Consider the following 15,930-nt stretch of genomic DNA (forward strand, 5'->3'; position numbering starts at 1 on the left):
TGGTCCCCTGCACCGGCGGGCCCGTGTGGGAGCTCTGCGCTGCTGGGAGCTCTGTGCTCACCGCAGCGCTTCGGGGTGCCATGGGGCGTGCCGAAGGCTGGGTGGGCTCGGCCGTCACCGCTGCTGCCGCGCCGGTGGTGGCATGGGGCGGCGCAGCTGCTGATGGTGTCGCGGCGTCGTACGCGGGCCCGTGATCGGAGGCGGCGTCCACGTCGGCCGGGACATTCCGGGGCCGTGTCGTCGGTGCCCCGGTGGGCGGGCGCGTAGCGGGGCGGCGGGTGTCGACGGCTGCGTGGGCCGGGTCGGGCCGGACATCTGATGGAGTCGTGGCTGCGGTTCGGGGTGCGGCGGTAGCAGTGTCCGCTCCCTGCGGGGGGCGGGCGTCCGCGGCAGCGGTGGAGTGTCGGGCGGTGGCCGTCGGTGCGGTCAGGCGTTGCGTGGGTGTCCGGGTGGGCGGCTGCGGGTTTGCGCGGGAGGTGTGCACGTCGGCGAGGGCGCTGGCGCGGTCCAGGTCGGGCGTAGCCTCCAGGCCGTCTCGTTCGGATCCTGCCGGGTCGTCGGCCGGGACATTCCGGGGCCGTGTCGTCGGTGCCCCGGTGGGCGGGCGCGTAGCGGGGCGACGGGTGTCGACGGCTGCGTGGGCCGGGTTGGGCCGGACATCTGATGGGGTCGTGGCTGCGGTTCGGGGTGCGGCGGTAGTGGTGTCCGGTTGCTGCTGGGGGCGGGCGTTCGCTGTAGCGGCGGAGTGCCGGGCGGGGGTCGCCGGGAGGGTCAGGTGTTGCGCGGGTGTCCGGGTGGGCGGCTGCGGGTCGGCGCCGGAGGGGTTCGCGTCGGCGCTGGCGTGGGCCGGGTTGGGCGCGGCCTTCAGGCCGTCTCGTTCGGATCCTGCCGGGTCGTCGGCCGTGATGCGGTCCGGGGTACGCGGTTCGTGGCGCGGCGTGAGCGGGAGGTGCTCCGTAGCGTGCGCGGGGCGCGCCGGGGAGCGGTGGGACGGGACGGACGCGGACGTGAGCGCCGCGCGGAGCCATCGGGGGAGGCGGCGGCCGGGGGCGTCGGGCTGCCCCTGCGGTGTCGGGTGAGCCGTCTCGCAGGGCTTCGCCGCCAGGGCATGGGGTACGTGCCTCCCGGAACGGAGGGCTCGTGCAGCGTCGGCCGGTGTGCCGGCCGCGCTGTCGACCGGTGTGTCGGCCGACAGCGAGGCACGGCCCTGTCGCCGCCGCGGCCGCGCATCCGTCTGCGGCCCGGTGTCCGACGGCTGCTCGGACCGGCCGCGCTCCGAAGCGGGGGCGGTATCCGCGCCCGCCGTCGGCCGCCAGTACAGCTGCGCCGCAGGCCGGTACGTCAGCGACGCGTCCCACTGCCCCGCCCGCGCGCGGAACACCAGCGGAGGCTCACGGTCCATCACCGTTCGTAGCTCACCGGAGAGTCGGTGGTCCTGGAAGGCCGCCAGCCGTTCGGTCACCCACCGTGCGTCCGTGACCGGCCGCACGCCGTCGGCCGTCACCGCACGGACGGCCCGCGCCAGTACCGCGGGGACGCGTTCCACTGCCGGGACCGCGGCATCCACGGTGTCCACGGCGTCGGTCGGCGCCGCCCCCCGGCGGCCCGCGCGGCGGCCGCCACCGGTGATCCGCTGCAGCATGTCAGTGAGTCCCGTCTGCAAGACGCTGGTTGATGTGGGTGATCTGGCGGATGTAGGCGAGGCGCTGGATGTGGTCGAGGTCCAGGAGCTCGCCGTGCGGCCAGTGGAAGTGGTACGCGATGTACGCGATCTCGGAGCGCAGGTCCTCGGCCGCGTACACCTTCATTCCCCCAGGCGGCTGCCCATGTCCACGTCGAACTCGTGGTGGCAGCCGGGGCACACGGTCGAGGCGAGTGAGGTGCCGTCGGTGTTGATCTTCTCGTAGAACCGCTGGAGGAAGGCGAGGTCGGCGGCGAACAGTTGCTCCACCGTCTCCGCATCGACGTCCGTCAGCGTGCCGAGCCGCGTGATGAGCCGGCCGAGCAGCACCACCGAGAGGTAGGCGGGGTTCTCCCGCACCCGCATGTCGGTGAGCGGGAGAAGCTCGTCGCGGGCGGTGGCCAGGCGCATCACGCCTTCCCGGTGCACCGTGCCCTGCCGGTCCACGTAGCCGCGCGGCAGCGTGAAGGGGAACTCGGTGCGCAGCACCGCAGACCCGCCGTGCGGGCCTGCGGCACTCTCACGGGAAGGAGCGGGCGCGGCGGCCGGTGCCGGCACCCCGGTGAAGGGGAGCCCCGCCTCGGTTACGCGCCCTCGCCTCACTTGAACTCGATGGTGTCACACTGGAGTACGACGGTCTCGTCGACCTCGGACGACTGGCCGGCGCCGAGGTCGCTGACGCTCCAGTTGCTCACCCATACCCCACCGAGCGTGGCCGTGCGCTTCTCCTTCTTCTCGCTGTCCTCGAAGACGATGGTGACGTTCTTCTTCGCCTCGCTGATCGTCTCCGCGCGGGACTTGGAGATCCAGTCGGTGAGGGCCTGGTTCTTGTCCAGCCCACGGACGATCGTGATGCTGGGAACGTTCTTCTTGCCGGGCACCTTCTTGGTGAAGTGCGACCCGTTGCTCTCGGCGACGCTCTCGCTCACGACCACGTCGACGTCCAGGCTCAGGCCGCTGACGCTCTTGAGCGATTCCAGCTTGATGCCGTCGATCTGGATGGTGAAGGTGTTGGCCAGGAAGAGAGCACCGGTGGAGGTGTTCTCAGACATGACAGGCTCCTATCGTTCGGGTCGTGCGAAAGGGATGTGCGGGCGGGCGGTGGCGAAGCTGCCGGGTCACCGGGTCACCGGGTCACTCGCCCGCTCCGGCACCGGAAAGGGACTCCTGCGAGATCCGGAAGACGACGAACTCCGCCGGCTTCACCGGGGCCACGCCGATCTCGCAGATGACCTGGCCGGACTCGATGACCTCCGGCGGGTTGGTCTCCGCGTCGCACTTGACGTAGAAGGCCTCCTCCGGCGAGCTGCCGAAGAGGGCGCCGCTGCGCCACTCATTGGTGAGGAACGCGGCGATGTTGCGCCGGATGGTGGCCCACAGGCGCTCGTTGTTGGGCTCGAAGACCACCCACTGCGAGCCCAGGTAGACCGACTCCTCCAGGTAGTTGAAGAGGCGTCGGACATTCAGGTAGCGCCAGGCCGGGTCGCTGGAGAGGGTGCGCGCACCCCACACGCGGATGCCGCGGCCGGGGAAGCTGCGGATGCAGTTGACGCCCGCCGGGTTGAGCTGCTCCTGCTCACCCTTGGTGACCTGGATGCCGAGGTCGAGCGCGCCCCGCAGGACCTCGTTGGCCGGGGCCTTGTGCACGCCGCGGGCCTCGTCGTTACGGGCCCACAGGCCAGCCACGTGGCCGGACGGCGGCATCAGGAAGCCCTTGCCGGAGGACGGGTCGGCGACCTGGATCCACGGGTAGTACAGGGCGGCGTACTTGGAGTCGAAACCCGCCTCGTTCTGGCGCCACTCGTAGACCTCGGTGGGGCCCATGTCCGGCAGCGGGTCGAGGACGGCCATGCGGTTGGCCATGTTCTCGCAGTGGTTGATCATGGCCATCTGGACGGCCTTGACCTGCTCGCGGCTGAGGTCGCCCCGTTCGTACGCGGCCATCAGGTCGGGGGCGACGACCATGGTGACGTCGTCGATGGCCTCCAGGCCCGACAGGCCGGAACGGTCGCTGACCTTGCCGACGTAGCGGCCGACGACATCCTTGGCGGCGACCTGCGCGCCGGTGGCGCCGGGCGCCGGGGCGGCGGGCAGCGCCAACGTGGAGGAGTCGGGCAGTGCGAGCGCGGCACCGGTCGTGGCGGGGGCCTCCTCCACCATGACGAACCGGGAGCGCTCCTTGACCTGCGTCACCACGTACGCGGGCGAGGACTTTTCCGCGCAGACGTCGAAGCTCTCGGCGGCGGAGCCGTCGACCTTGACGGTGAAGGTGAAGATGTCGCCGCCACCGTCAGCGCCGTCGTCGGTCTCGGGCGCGTCGCCTTCCTTGGCCGTCTTCGCCTTGTCCGAGGCGGAGGCGGAGGCGGAGGCGGAAGTGGCACCGGCCGCGGGGCGCTTGGCCTTGGGGTCGGCCGGCTTCTTCTTCACGTCGACCGAGATGTCACGGCCGGCGGCAGCAGCCAGGGCGGCGACGCGGAAGCCGCCGAGCGGCTGCGCCGGGGCAGCGCCCAGGGCCCGGGCACCCTCGGCGGCGTCACCGGCCGCCGAACTCCCGCCGACACGGACCACGTAGCAGGTGCCGCCGCCGTTGGCGAAGTAGCCGTAGACGGAGTGCGCGAGGTAGGAGTCGTCGATGAAGTCACCGAAGGTCCTGCTGAACTGGCCCCAGTTGGTTATGCGGACCGGCTCGTTGAGGGGCCCCTGCTCGGCGAAGCCGACGAACGCGGCTACAGCCGTGCCCACGCCCTCCACTGGTCGGGAGCCGCCCGCGCTCTCCTCTACGAACACGCCGGGAGACAGGTAGGTAGGCATCCAGCCCTCCTTCTTCGAGTTTTCCCGCGGGGGAAGCCGTTTCACGGACCGCTCTTCTCCTGTGGGGAGGGGAAGAGCACACCAACCGTCGGGCCTGAACATGTTTCTCTGGCCGTGCATCTGACGTATTGCCAGCATTCGACTGTGGATTCTGGCTGGATCATGTTCAAGCCGTCGGCTCCGTGTCAAACGAATGCAGGGATTCTGGGAGTTCGCCACAGAATTTGTCATCCAAGGCTTCGACCGGATCATCCTTTGGCCTACGGCGGCGGGCCTCCGAGGCTCGAATCGATTGAATGGGCGACGATCAACTTCAGGATGAATTCGTCAACCTTCGATACGGCCGAGCCTCCGGGAGATTCGGCGCACGAGCAGTACGGCCGTCACCGCGAGGCCCGGAGCCGTGGCCCGGGGCGTCTGCGGATCACCTCATGGAGAATCCGGCAGGATGATGCGTTCCACGTGCTGGCAGGAGCCGTCCGGGTGGCCGCGGGGGTTCATGCAGTGACTGTGGCGGGGCAGACGCACCGGCCGGCGGTACACCCAGTGCGGCGCTCGGCGCCCGGACGATGTGGCAGCGTCCTTAGTCGCGTGCGCGGTCGGAGTGGGCCGCGGGGACAGTTGCTCGGTCTCGGTCTCGGCCAACCGGTTGCCGCCTTGGCTGATCAATCGCCAGGCCGTTGCCAGTTCGCCGGCCCGTCCGGCCCAGTGCCTGCGCGGCCTCGCGAGTCCCGAGGTGCTCGTACACCAGAGACTGCCACTGCGGCAGCGCGTTCGGCTCCGGCGGTAGCCAAGGCGGAGGCTCGATGGAGCGCATCGCAGATTCGCCGGTACTCAGCAGCCTGCTTCCGAACTGCCTGCAGCCGCACTCAACCACTTGACTGGCGGCGGCTGATAGGCCGCCATCTGATCCAGGAGGTCTTCGGGATCAGAAGAAATCAAGACCATGTCCCGGTAGGGCGCGGCGAGGAAACCCTCCTTGGACATGTGGTCGATGAAAGCGACGAAAGGATCGTAGTAGCCGGCGACGTTCAGCAGACCGCACGGTTTACCGTGCAGGCCGAGCTGCCCCCAAGTCCATACCTCGGCCAACTCCTCCAAGGTCCCGGAACCGCCGGGCAGCGCCACGAAGCCGTCGGAAAGCTTCTCCATCTGCGCCTTCCGTTGATGCATGTCCTGGACCACGTAGAGCGGCGAAACCTCCAAGTGGGCGAGTTCCCGGTCCACGAGGCCCTGGGGTATCACCCCGGCCACTCTGCCCTTCTGCGCGAGAACCGTATCGGCAATCACGCCCATGAGGCCGGAGCGTGCGCCTCCAAAGACCAGGCCGATTTGGCGAGCAGCCAACGCGCGGCCAAAATCTTCCGCCGCCTGCATGTATTGCCGGCCCTGCCCAGAAGCCGATCCACAGAACACGCAGATGGTCAGGCCACCGCTCGACTCCACTGCACCGCCGAGGCGCCTTACTGAGATGCCCGATGGTTCACGGCTGAACTCGCCCAAGGGAATTGGCACCTGATCTCCTGGCCGCTCTATGTCCATGGACTGCCGATCTGATGCCAGAGTGGCGAGAGTCGCCTCCTACGGCTTGCCGGGTCACGGACGGCTCGTTTTCAACGCACTCAAGCATCCAGCGACCCGTCAAGGAAGAGGATGGGGGACGCCATTGGGTTGCACATGTTTCAATATTGTGAACATGTGAATATTTCGCCGAACGGGTCTGCAAACAGGACTGCTTGTGGCGAACAGCCGAGTGCGAGGTTTGGCCATGCCTGAGTTCGAGACCCCACCGAAGAAGACCGTGTCCGCCCGCGCCGGTGTTCCGCAGCGGCGTGCCGAGGTCACTGCTGGGCACTCGGCAGCACTGCTCGTCCAGGGAACTGCCTCTGCCGGAGCGGCCACCGCCTTCCTCGGCGGAGCGTCACCGGACCCGGCGCTCCAGAGTCTCAGGGCGGCCCTCGACGAATGGGGCCGCGGCCCCGCGGCCCCCGCACCGGCCCCTGGTGGCGTCGCCGCCGCTGTTCAGAGCGAGGCGCAGCGCCAAGCCGACCTGCGCGGATTCCGGGCCGGTCTCTGGGGCCTTTCCCTCCCCGGCCACCATGAGCTGATGGCGGACCTGCGTACGAGGCCGGACGACACGGCCCGGAGGAAGCTGGCCGTCGTCGAGCAGAGTGAACTGCTGCACCGGATCGCCGCCGGCGACCCCAATGCCCATGTACTCGGCCTCGGCGAGAGGATCCTGGAGACCAGGCGGCGAAGGCTCCAGCTGGAGGAGGACAAGAACTCGTTCGGGCTCCAGGTTCAGGCAACGGTCGGCTCGCACGCCAAGGAGCGCCGCAGCCGGCTGAGGGCCATGGCCGCGGACCTCGCCGCACTGGAACGGTCCGACACCGCGCGGCTCGACATGATCCGGGAGAACTCCCGCGAACTCGCCAGGCTCTATTCGCTCCTGCACTGGGTGGCCGGCGAGGACGCGACCGCCCTCCAGGGGGCGAACTCCGTTGATCTGGCGAAGACGGCGGAGTTCCTCAGGGAGGAGATCGCCGCCGCCCGCGGCCGTTACGCCACCGAGCGCCTGGAGGTCTTCCTCGCCAGGATCGACCGCGAGCCCCTTGCGCGCGAGACGATGCGGGCGATCATCGCGGGCGGCGGAGAGGTGTTCCATCGGATGCGGGCGGCGCACGATGTCAGGATCGCGGGACACGAAGCCGTTCTGGCCGGGCTGCGCAAGCACCGACGGGGGGCGTTCATCCTGAGTCTGGCCTGCTGCGTGCCACGGCCGGCCGCCGGAATCGACGGCGCGTACGAGCGCGGCGCGGCCCTCCTCGCCCAGATGAAGGCACATCAGGCGGACGTCCTCCGGTACGTCGAGATCTGTGAGTCACCGGAGTACGCCGCCCGAGTGGCCGTTGCGTCCCACATCTACGACTGGCGCAGCAGGCACGGGACGGGTGCTGTGAGGTAGTTGACGGGTGGGGCGGGGCGTTCCCCTGACCCGACGGCCTTCGAATCCGCTGCCCCGGGGAAGCAGTGGCAGCCCGTCGGGGTCGCCGGGGTCAGGGGAGTTTGGCGGTCCGGGGAGTTGCCGGGCACTGCTTCCAGGCGAAGTGGTACACGGTGTTGATGTTGCCGTCGGTGGAGTCCATCGTGATGAAGCTGCCGGCGTCCGCGGAGTGCGGTGGCCGGTTCACCCGGAGCTCGGTGTTGATGTTCAGGTAGCGCTGCTCACCGCAAGGGGCGTAGACGAGCGCCGCGACATCGGTGGAGTCACTGGCCTGCCAGTTGTCCTCGAAGGGCCCGGCGAATGGGTGGCTCGCGCGAGCCGTCTGCTGCATGCCCTGGAAGTAGTAGCTGGCCTGCTGCAGGGCTGTCGTGCCCCTCCCGATGGACGCGAAGCCGCGGTAGTCGGCCGAAGCGACTGCGTAGGTGACACCTTGCGGCACATGGACGTTCAGGCCGATCTGGCAGTTCTTGCGGAAGTCGGTGGGGCCGGCTCCGCCGCCCGCCTTCGCCATGTAGTTGCTGTAGGTGACGGTGAACGCGGTCTTGTCCGGAGAGACCGAGATGACCGCGCTGCCGGGCAGACAGCCCGAGCCGATGATGCTCACGATGTCGATCGTGATCCTCCCCGGGGGCGGAACGTCCCCGGCCGGCCCCGCTGCTGGGGTGAGGGGTGAGGCCATGAGCACGGCCGCCGCACTGCTGATGGCCAGGGTGTTGAACACGATGCGCCTCCGGTCATGCCACGAGTCGCCTTCTCGGCAGAGTTGTAGTGCCCATGACAGCAAGCGGGGGGTAACGGTGTACAGGAGCGAATCGGCCAGGAAAGCGGAACCGGCGACTCGCACTCGACGCGGCGCCCGGTTCCGTCGCCTAGGCGGGGGCGTCGTAGGCGTAGTGCCGGGTGTGGTCGAGCATGTCGGCCGGGGTGACGTTGTTCCAGGGGCGCATGGTGTCGTGCAGGCTCACAACGTTCGGTGTGGGAACGGCCGGGAGGTAGGGGGAGTCGGGATTGAGCTGCTGCCACTGCGACCAGAGTTTGTCGATGAAGGCGTGGTGCAGCCAGAACACCGGGTCGTTCGGGGAGGCGCCGGTGGCCATGTTGCCACCGACCCAGACGTGGATCCGGTTGTGCAGGCCGAGACCACGGAAACCGCGCCACCCCTCGAGACGGTTGCGGAAGCCGTCCTTGGAGGCGCTGTTCCACGGCTGGGTGTCATAGACGGGAATGGCCAGGGCCGAGTCGACTTCCTCGCGGGCCGGCAGCGACACGCCGAGGTCGCCGAGGTTGCGCCGCAGGTACTTCCGGTCGTCGACGCCGACGTTGATGGTCCAGGAGCCGGTGGAAGCGGCGAAGGGGCCATCCATCACCTGTCTGTCCCTCTCGCGGCCCGTGCCGCCGAGGAAGTCCGGTGCCCAGAGGGAGGAGGCGGCGGTGTTGTCGGCCGTCCAGTCCCAGTAGGGGAGTGTGACGGAGGGGTCCACGGACTGGAGGGCCTGTTCGAACTCCATGAGGAACTTGCGATGCCAAGGCAGGAAGGACGGCGAGCGGTGGCCCACCCGCTCACCGGCATCCGTATCGCTCATGATGAAGGAGTCATGGGTGGCGACGAAGGTGTCGTACGTTCCGTTGCGCTTCAGGGCGAGGACGGCGTCGACGAACCGCCGCTTCTCGCCGGAGGTGAGCCGGGCCTGGTTCTGGCGTACGGGCATGTGATGGCGCTCCGGATCAGGAATGGTGAACGGGGAAAGTGCGGGTAACCGCTGGTCACCATGCCTACAGGCCGTGCCCGGGGAGCCGGAATTCCACCTCGGGTGGTTGACTCATAATCGAACAAACTGGACAGGGTCCAGACTGGGTGCGCAATGCGCGATCTTCCGCCCTGATGCCCCGATTCCGTCCGGAGTGTGCAAACTTTTCGGCCGATCCGCCTGGTTGGCGAAGAATCTCCAGGGGTGGATGGTTCTGCTGCGCCCCCTTCACGCGGGAAAGTTGTCCGAAAATATGCCCCTGTCATATTCAAGACTGAGGGAGCGGGTGGCGCGGCCCCCGAGAGCGACGTGCAGCTGTCCCTCCTGCAGCCGCTCACCCGCCCGCTCGACCCGCTCGACAGGCGCGGTGGCCGGAACGACGCGATGTTTGTTATCGGAACATCCATGCAAGGTACGACGCGTACCCGGAAACAAGGCCGAATGTGGCGATGACTGCCACGTTGCGTGGATTCCATTTCAGTGAAAGCGACGGGAAAAGTAGAACGAAAACCGTGCCAATCGTATCGGCAATGTACAGACCTATCGGCAGGGATCTCTGATTTGTGGATTCTCCATCGGCCCAGTCGATCACCACCAGGAATCCAGTGAGCAGGATCCAGCAGCTGCATATCCAGCCGCCGATGGCGTCAATGCCGGATTCGGTGTCGTCTTGGAATCCCTGTAGCACGTATAGTCCGATCACGGCAACCAGTGCGCCCGAAATGGCTGAAATAATGGAAAGCATCGCTCAATCCTCACGTGTGGCGGGATTTCCGCCACTGGGAGTCATGGCGGACAATAGGATGGCTGGGATGATGGCAATCACAAAGAAAATGCTCAGCAAAGCTCCGGCAGGTGAGATTCCCAGGGAATGCAGGGGCGTGGTGTTCCCTGGGACGACTGTCAGGCTGACTGTCGTTCCAGTGCTGAGCCGGGGCGTGGCAGTGGGGGTGCCGAAGTCCAGCCGTGAGACATCCCGATCGACGGGCACGGCTCGGAGGCACTCCTCGAGAACACTTCGTGTGCCGGGCATCTTGTCCTCCAACCCCTCGGGCAGGCCGGGCGACATCCAGGTGCCGAGCGGTCCGCAGTGCAGGGCCCCCGCACGGTGGGCATGCCATCGAAAACGGCGAGCCGTACGGAAGTCCTGCCTTCAAGCCGTGACCACGGCTTGCTAGTGCTTGACCTTGAAGGTGAGGCTGTTCGTTCCGGTGATGGGGGCACCGCCCCGGCGGACGCATACCTCGATGCTGTGCCAGCCCTCGGTCCAGGGTCCGAGCGAACCCGGGCGGCTGAAGCCCCACTCTCCCTTCGCGTCGACGGCGCCATCGAGCGCGAGGACGGCGCCCGTCTCGTCAACGGCGTGGACCGTGGTGCCCGTCGCGAGCGATACGGGCACGTTGCCGGTGAACCAGGGCGTGGCGCCCGTGGTCGCGTATCCCTTGGGGGTGAGGAAGTTGGGGCCGGGGACGGCGAGGCCGCGGGTGGCGAAGGTCACGGTGGCGGCCGCGACATCCTTGCCGTCCTTGCGGATGGACACCGTCACGGGGTGGTTGCCCGGCACCCAGGGGCCGGCCTCGGCGCGGCGGACGAAGTCCCATTTCCCGTCCGCACTGATGGGCACCCCGTCCGCGATGACGGTGTCCGCCTCGCGGGCGTGGATGGTGTAGCCGCCGCCGGCCGGGACCTTCGCGGTACCGGTGAAGTACGGCGTGGGGCCGGTCTCGTGCCCATTTACAGGAGCGGTGATCACCGGAGCTGCGCCGCCGTCCTGGGTGGGGTTGTCGACTTCCTTGACCGTCCAGATCTGGCCGCCGCTGTTCGTGATGTAGGCGACACCCTCCTTGTCGATCTTGACGTCGGTGGCATTGCCGAGGTTGTAGACGGCCAGATCGCGGTCGCGCGACACCGTCATGCCCCCAACCGCGGCGCCGGCCACCGTCTGGCCCTCCACCGGGATTCGCCACAAATCACCGTTGCCGCAGATGACGTAGGCGTAGGTGTAAGCGTTCTCGGCGCCTGAATTGTGTCGCAAGAACACGTGGTAGGGGCTGGTCATACCCTTGGCGAACACGACCTTTTCGCCCGTCTCCGTCGAGACCTTCCACAGCACTCCGGCGGCCTGATCGACGACGTAGGCGTTCGGGCGGTGCACGTTGTCCAGGGCGACGCTCATCGAGGTTCCCAGCCCCGTGACAACCGGTGCGCTGCCCGGATATCCCGTCTCCAGATCCATCCAGAACAGCTGCCCGTCCCTGTTCGTCACCGCCGCGTTCAGACCGTCAGTGGTCACTGACACACAGGTGGCGTTGTGCAAGGTGGCGATGGAGCGCGCTTCAGTATTGGTTTCCTGGTCCAGCGGAAGGCGCCAGACCTTGTCGGTCTGGTAATCAGCCATGTAGAGAACCGGAATGCGGCCCGTGTCTCCACCGCCATCCCGAACCATTGACCAAATGTATGTGGGGTTAGCGCCCAGTGAGGTCCGCTGTGACCCGTCCTTGGGGAAGCGGGAGACACCGTACCCTTGCGTTCCTCCATAGAAGAAGTCCCTGTCCGACAGCTCCAGAGAGTACAAGGGATAGCCAGTGGAAATGGATGTGGCCAATCCGGACGAGGAGGCATCGATCGGAGTCCTCGCCATTTCCTCATTGGGGTGGATCGACGGTCCGGAGTGATCTGACTCGGTCATCACGAGCTTCCTTCTGTTGATGGCGGGAAGTTTGTCCTTGCTTGTCTGCCTTCTGCTTGGCTTGTAGGTCCACTCCGGCCCGGTCCCCCTGACGCCAAATGGGTTAAGTTGCCGGTTCGCGATCCCGACGGGCGCGTGTGGGCAGAACCAGGGCCGCCGGGGTCAACGCAGGGCGGCGGCGAGTTCCGGGAGGTAGCCGGCCAGGAAGCCCAGGTCGGTGGCTCGGGCGAAGTCGGGGTGGTTGCGGTACTGGGGCAGGCGGGCCAACGCCTTGCGGCCGTAGTAACCACCGCTGTCGGTGCTGTGCGTGCTGTCGGGCCGGAGGGGTCCACCGGCCCACGCGGGGTCGGCCGCCACGAGGGGGAGCGTGCGCTCGAACAGCCGGTGGCAGGTCTGGAGTCCGCGGCGCAGTACGACGTGGTACGGCTCGTCCGGGCCGATCGGATAGCGCTCGGCGGCCAGAACGCGTCCGGTGTCGATGCCCTCGTCGACCTGGTGGAGCGTCGCGGCGAACTCCCGCTCGCCGCGCAGCATCGCGTACACCAGGGCCACCTCGGGCAGTCCCCGGTACGCGGGCAGCGGGCCGTGGTGGATGTTGAGGATGCGCAGGCCCGCCGACAGCAGCGGCGTCCGGAAGATCATCCGGTTGTTGACCGACCAGACGACACCGTCCGTGCTGGCGGCGGCCAGCTCGGCGGTGAGGACATTGACGTCCGCCACCACCCGGACGGGAACCTCCGGCCGGGCGTGGAGCGCGGCAGCGGGGGAGGAGCTGCACACCATGTCCACCGCCAGATCGCTGTCGAGGGTGCGCTGCACGGCCCGCCAGAGCAGTGCGCCCTCTCCGACGAAGATCATGAGGCGCACCGCAGCGCCTCGACGGTGTCGACGACCCGGCCGAGCGTCAGCCTCTCGCTCAAGGACCCCAGCCGGGCCAGGAACTGCTGCTCCGCGTCCTGCCCCAGCAGCTCGTCGCCGAGTGCGGACAGCATCTCCAGGACGGCGAGCGAGTCGCCGCCCAGCGCGTGGAAGTCGGACGAGGAATTGAGGTCCGTGGTCTCGCAGTTCAGGACACGGGCCCAGATCCCGGCCGTCACCGTTGCCACCTGTCCCCCGGCGGGCAGGTCCGGGGCGGCCGTGCTCCGCGATGGTGGCGCCGCCGAGTCGTCGAACGGGTTCGGCAACGCGTTGCGATCCGTCTTGCCGCTGGCCGTCTCCGGCAGCCCGGGGAGCGTGCGCATCACGGAAGGCACCAGGTGGGACGGCAGCGATTGCTCCAGATCCGCCCGTAGGGCCGCCGCGTCGAAGGCAGCCCCGTCCTCGGCAGGCACCACGAAGGCACACAGCGCCTGCGCGCCGGTGTCGGGCCTGCGACGGGCGACCACCGCGGCTTGGGCGATGCCGGGCAGAGCGGCCAGGGCCGCCTCCACCTCACCGGGCTCGACCCGGTGGCCGCGGATCTTCACCTGTGCGTCGATCCGGCCCGCGTACTCCAACTGCCCGTCGGGCAGGCGCAGCACGAGATCGCCCGTCCGGTAGGCCCTCCTGCCGTCGGGGAGGTAGACGAACCGCTCGGCGGTCAGGTCGGGGCGGCCGAGGTAGCCGCGCGCCAGCTGGACGCCGGTGACGTGGAGTTCGCCCAGCTCGCCGTCCGGGACTTCGTGCGTGTGGGTGTGCGTGTCCAGTACGGCCACGGACGTGCGGTGCACCGGCATTCCGATCGGCGCGGATCCGCGTTCGCCGTCGTCGCCGATCACGGCGACGGTACAGGCCACCGTCGCCTCGGTGGGACCGTAGACGTTGACGAAGAGACAGTCGGGCCCGAAGGAGGCGCGCGCCTGGCGGCCGGCGGCCGCCGTCAGGTTCTCACCGCCGACCTGGAGGGCCCGGATGCCGGTGGGACGGATGCCGAGGCGTGCGGCGAGGTCGAGGTGGGTGGGCGTCATCCCGAGGGTGTTGGCCCGCCGTCCGGAGAACATCTCGCGCAGCTTGACGTGGTCCAGCTCGCCCGGCACCGGTACGACGGCGCCGCCGTGCAACAGCGGCGGGAAGATCTGCATCAGGGAGAGGTCGAAGCCGGGCGAGAAGGAGTACGCGGCCCGGGTCTCCTCGTCGCACCGCATGAAGGGGGACAGCCATCCGACGACGTTGACCAGGCTGCGGTGCTCGACCTGCACCCCCTTGGGCCTGCCGGTGGAACCCGAGGTGTAGATGACGTACGCCAGATCGTCCGGGCCGGGAGCGGCGGCGGTCAGAGCCGCCCGGTGTTCCCGGCCGATCGCCGCGGCGCCGCCCGCCGTCTCCTCGAGGAGGATCGTCGTGCAGTTGTCCTGCCCCGCCTTGACCGCCGAGACCGTCTCCGCGAGGCAGAAGCGGGCCTGCGCGTCGTGCAGCAGCTCCTCGACCCGGCGCGCGGGATTGCGTACGTCGATCGGCAGGAAGGCCGCACCCGCTTTGAGGACGCCCCAGACTCCGGCCAGACCGAGTGCCGAACGGTCCGCGAGGACACCGACGACCTCTCCCGACCTGACCCCGCGGGTGAGCAGTTCGGCCGCGATGGCATCCGAGCGGCGGTCCAGATCCGCGTACGACCACTCCAGGTCGTCACCGAGCACGGCGGGTGCGTCCGGACGGCGGGCGACCTGCTCCCGGAACAGGTCCACGACCGTGCGCTCCAGCGACGGCAGGCCCTCGGGGCCGGGCGCGAGCAGCAGTTCGGCCGCGCCGGGCTCCGCCGCCCGTGCCACGGGCGGTGCGTACGGTGAGGCCGCACCGCCGAGTGCGGCCTCGATGCGGTCCAGGAGCGCCTCGCGGCGCGCGCCGCCGTCTGCCGCCCCGCGGGTGGAGACCACCAGTTCGACGTGCTCGGGCAGTTCCAGCATCGCGATGCTGACCGGCACCAGAGGAGCATGCACCGGCAGGGCGTACACGGTCGTCGCGGTGAACTCCCCGGCGCTGAAGTCCGCCGGCGCCAGGCGGCCGACGTTCGACACGATGGCCGACGCCAGATACCGGTGCCGTGCGAAGGCCGCGGCCCGCGAAGTGGCCACCAACGCCGCTGCCGCGGGAAGCGGCAGTCGGCCCAGGGCCGCTTCCGGCCCGGACGCAAGTTCCTTGCGGGCGGCCAGCGCGTTGAGCAGCCGCCGGTGCACTACGTCCGCGCCCTGTCCGGCCGGGATGTCGAGGAACACCGGCAGGGCCAGGTTGGCCGTGGACGCCACGCCGGGCGCATGGCGCCGCAGATCCACCGGGACCATGATCCGGGATGCGGCGCCCGGTACGGCTCCGGCCACCGCGGCCGCCACCTTCGCGGCCAGCGCCGCATGCCGGCCCGGCACCGTACGCCGCCCCCAACCGGCGTCGCTCCCCGGCCGGCCGGCCAGTGGCGAACGCTGGTCGAGGCCGAGGCGGGGCCGCTGCCCGGTCCTGCCGAGCGAGTCCAGCAACGCGTAGTCGGCCAGCACGTCGGCGGCGCCGACCGGCGGCTCACCGCGCAGGGCGCGGAACACGTCCGCGGCCCACATCGACGCGCCCTTCATGTCCATCACCGCGTGCGAGGCCCGGAAGACCACGGTGCCCGGTTCGCCGGTGAGCAGCAGGACCTCACACCCCGGGCGGCCCTGCGACTCGGCCAGCGGTCCGGTGAGTTCCGGCAGACCCGTGAGGGTCGTACGGTCCAGGCCCCTTCCCTCGGTGACCACGACCCGGGGCGGACGCCCGCTGTCGACCCACATCCTGCCCCGGCGCACCAGACGCGAGCCCGGGCAGGACGCCGAGGCCTCGGCCACCGCCCGGCTCAGGGCCAGGGCGTCGATCTGCCCCGTGCCCTCGACAACCAGCTGGAGCACCAGCAGCTCACCCAGCCGGGCAGCCGCGAGATAGGACCACTCCGTCGCCGAGACAGGTCGTCGGAAGGGCCCCGACGCCGGGCCGGCCGCCCGGCCGCCCGGAGCCCTTCCGGATCGGGCGCCCGTGGCGGCATGCTGCACGGTCATGA

12 protein-coding genes are annotated in these 15,930 nt (G+C 69.2%); 1 reads left to right on the forward strand and 11 read right to left on the reverse strand.

Translation table 11 applies throughout. The features are described 5' to 3' along the window. Window positions 1-1,643: 1,643 nt before the first annotated feature. From AC3IYJ_RS40440 to AC3IYJ_RS40460, 5 genes are all read right to left on the reverse strand, one after another. Window positions 1,644-1,808 carry a DUF6760 family protein gene (locus AC3IYJ_RS40440; protein ID WP_489403209.1) on the reverse strand — a complete coding sequence of 55 codons (165 nt, stop codon included), beginning with the start codon at window positions 1,806-1,808 and terminating at the stop codon, window positions 1,644-1,646. Further along, window positions 1,805-2,284, reverse strand: coding sequence for a hypothetical protein (locus tag AC3IYJ_RS40445; RefSeq protein WP_489403210.1), 480 nt, complete (start codon window positions 2,282-2,284; stop codon window positions 1,805-1,807). Before AC3IYJ_RS40445 ends, AC3IYJ_RS40440 begins: the two co-directional genes overlap by 4 nt. Next, window positions 2,281-2,733, reverse strand: a complete 453-nt coding sequence (locus tag AC3IYJ_RS40450) for a phage tail protein (protein WP_489403211.1) — start codon at window positions 2,731-2,733, stop codon at window positions 2,281-2,283. The genes AC3IYJ_RS40445 and AC3IYJ_RS40450 overlap by 4 nt, the downstream gene beginning before the upstream one ends. A gap of 82 nt (window positions 2,734-2,815) precedes the next feature. Beyond that, a complete protein-coding gene (locus tag AC3IYJ_RS40455) occupies window positions 2,816-4,492 on the reverse strand; it encodes a phage tail sheath family protein (RefSeq protein WP_489403212.1) in 1,677 nt (558 codons plus the stop codon). Between the two features lie 834 nt (window positions 4,493-5,326). After that, window positions 5,327-5,920 carry an LOG family protein gene (locus AC3IYJ_RS40460; RefSeq protein WP_489403351.1) on the reverse strand — a complete coding sequence of 198 codons (594 nt, stop codon included), beginning with the start codon at window positions 5,918-5,920 and terminating at the stop codon, window positions 5,327-5,329. A gap of 340 nt (window positions 5,921-6,260) precedes the next feature. Here AC3IYJ_RS40460 and AC3IYJ_RS40465 point away from each other — a divergent pair, with 340 nt between their 5' ends. Continuing rightward, entirely contained in the window at window positions 6,261-7,457 is a 1,197-nt protein-coding gene (locus AC3IYJ_RS40465) for a hypothetical protein (RefSeq protein WP_489403213.1), read from the forward strand. Window positions 7,458-7,548: 91 nt separating this feature from the next. Here AC3IYJ_RS40465 and AC3IYJ_RS40470 read toward each other — a convergent pair whose 3' ends face one another. The 6 genes from AC3IYJ_RS40470 to AC3IYJ_RS40495 all read right to left on the reverse strand — a co-directional run bounded on the left by AC3IYJ_RS40470 (window position 7,549) and on the right by AC3IYJ_RS40495 (window position 15,928). Continuing rightward, window positions 7,549-8,217: a DUF4360 domain-containing protein gene (locus AC3IYJ_RS40470; RefSeq protein ID WP_489403214.1), complete on the reverse strand. Its 669-nt coding sequence runs from the start codon at window positions 8,215-8,217 to the stop codon at window positions 7,549-7,551. Window positions 8,218-8,365: 148 nt separating this feature from the next. Beyond that, entirely contained in the window at window positions 8,366-9,205 is an 840-nt protein-coding gene (gene melC2, locus AC3IYJ_RS40475) for a tyrosinase MelC2 (protein WP_489403215.1), read from the reverse strand. 430 nt (window positions 9,206-9,635) lie between these two features. Continuing rightward, window positions 9,636-9,989, reverse strand: a complete 354-nt coding sequence (locus tag AC3IYJ_RS40480; RefSeq protein ID WP_489403216.1) for a hypothetical protein — start codon at window positions 9,987-9,989, stop codon at window positions 9,636-9,638. Between the two features lie 429 nt (window positions 9,990-10,418). Beyond that, complete coding sequence (locus AC3IYJ_RS40485; RefSeq protein ID WP_489403217.1) at window positions 10,419-11,933, reverse strand: hypothetical protein; 1,515 nt, start codon at window positions 11,931-11,933, stop codon at window positions 10,419-10,421. Window positions 11,934-12,095: 162 nt separating this feature from the next. Next, entirely contained in the window at window positions 12,096-12,791 is a 696-nt protein-coding gene (locus AC3IYJ_RS40490) for a formyltransferase family protein (RefSeq protein WP_489403218.1), read from the reverse strand. Beyond that, on the reverse strand, window positions 12,788-15,928 hold the full coding sequence (locus AC3IYJ_RS40495; protein ID WP_489403219.1) for a non-ribosomal peptide synthetase: 3,141 nt from the start codon (window positions 15,926-15,928) through the stop codon (window positions 12,788-12,790). Before AC3IYJ_RS40495 ends, AC3IYJ_RS40490 begins: the two co-directional genes overlap by 4 nt. Window positions 15,929-15,930: the final 2 nt, after the last annotated feature.

The sequence above is a fragment of the Streptomyces sp. GL_140 genome, assembly GCF_057834465.1.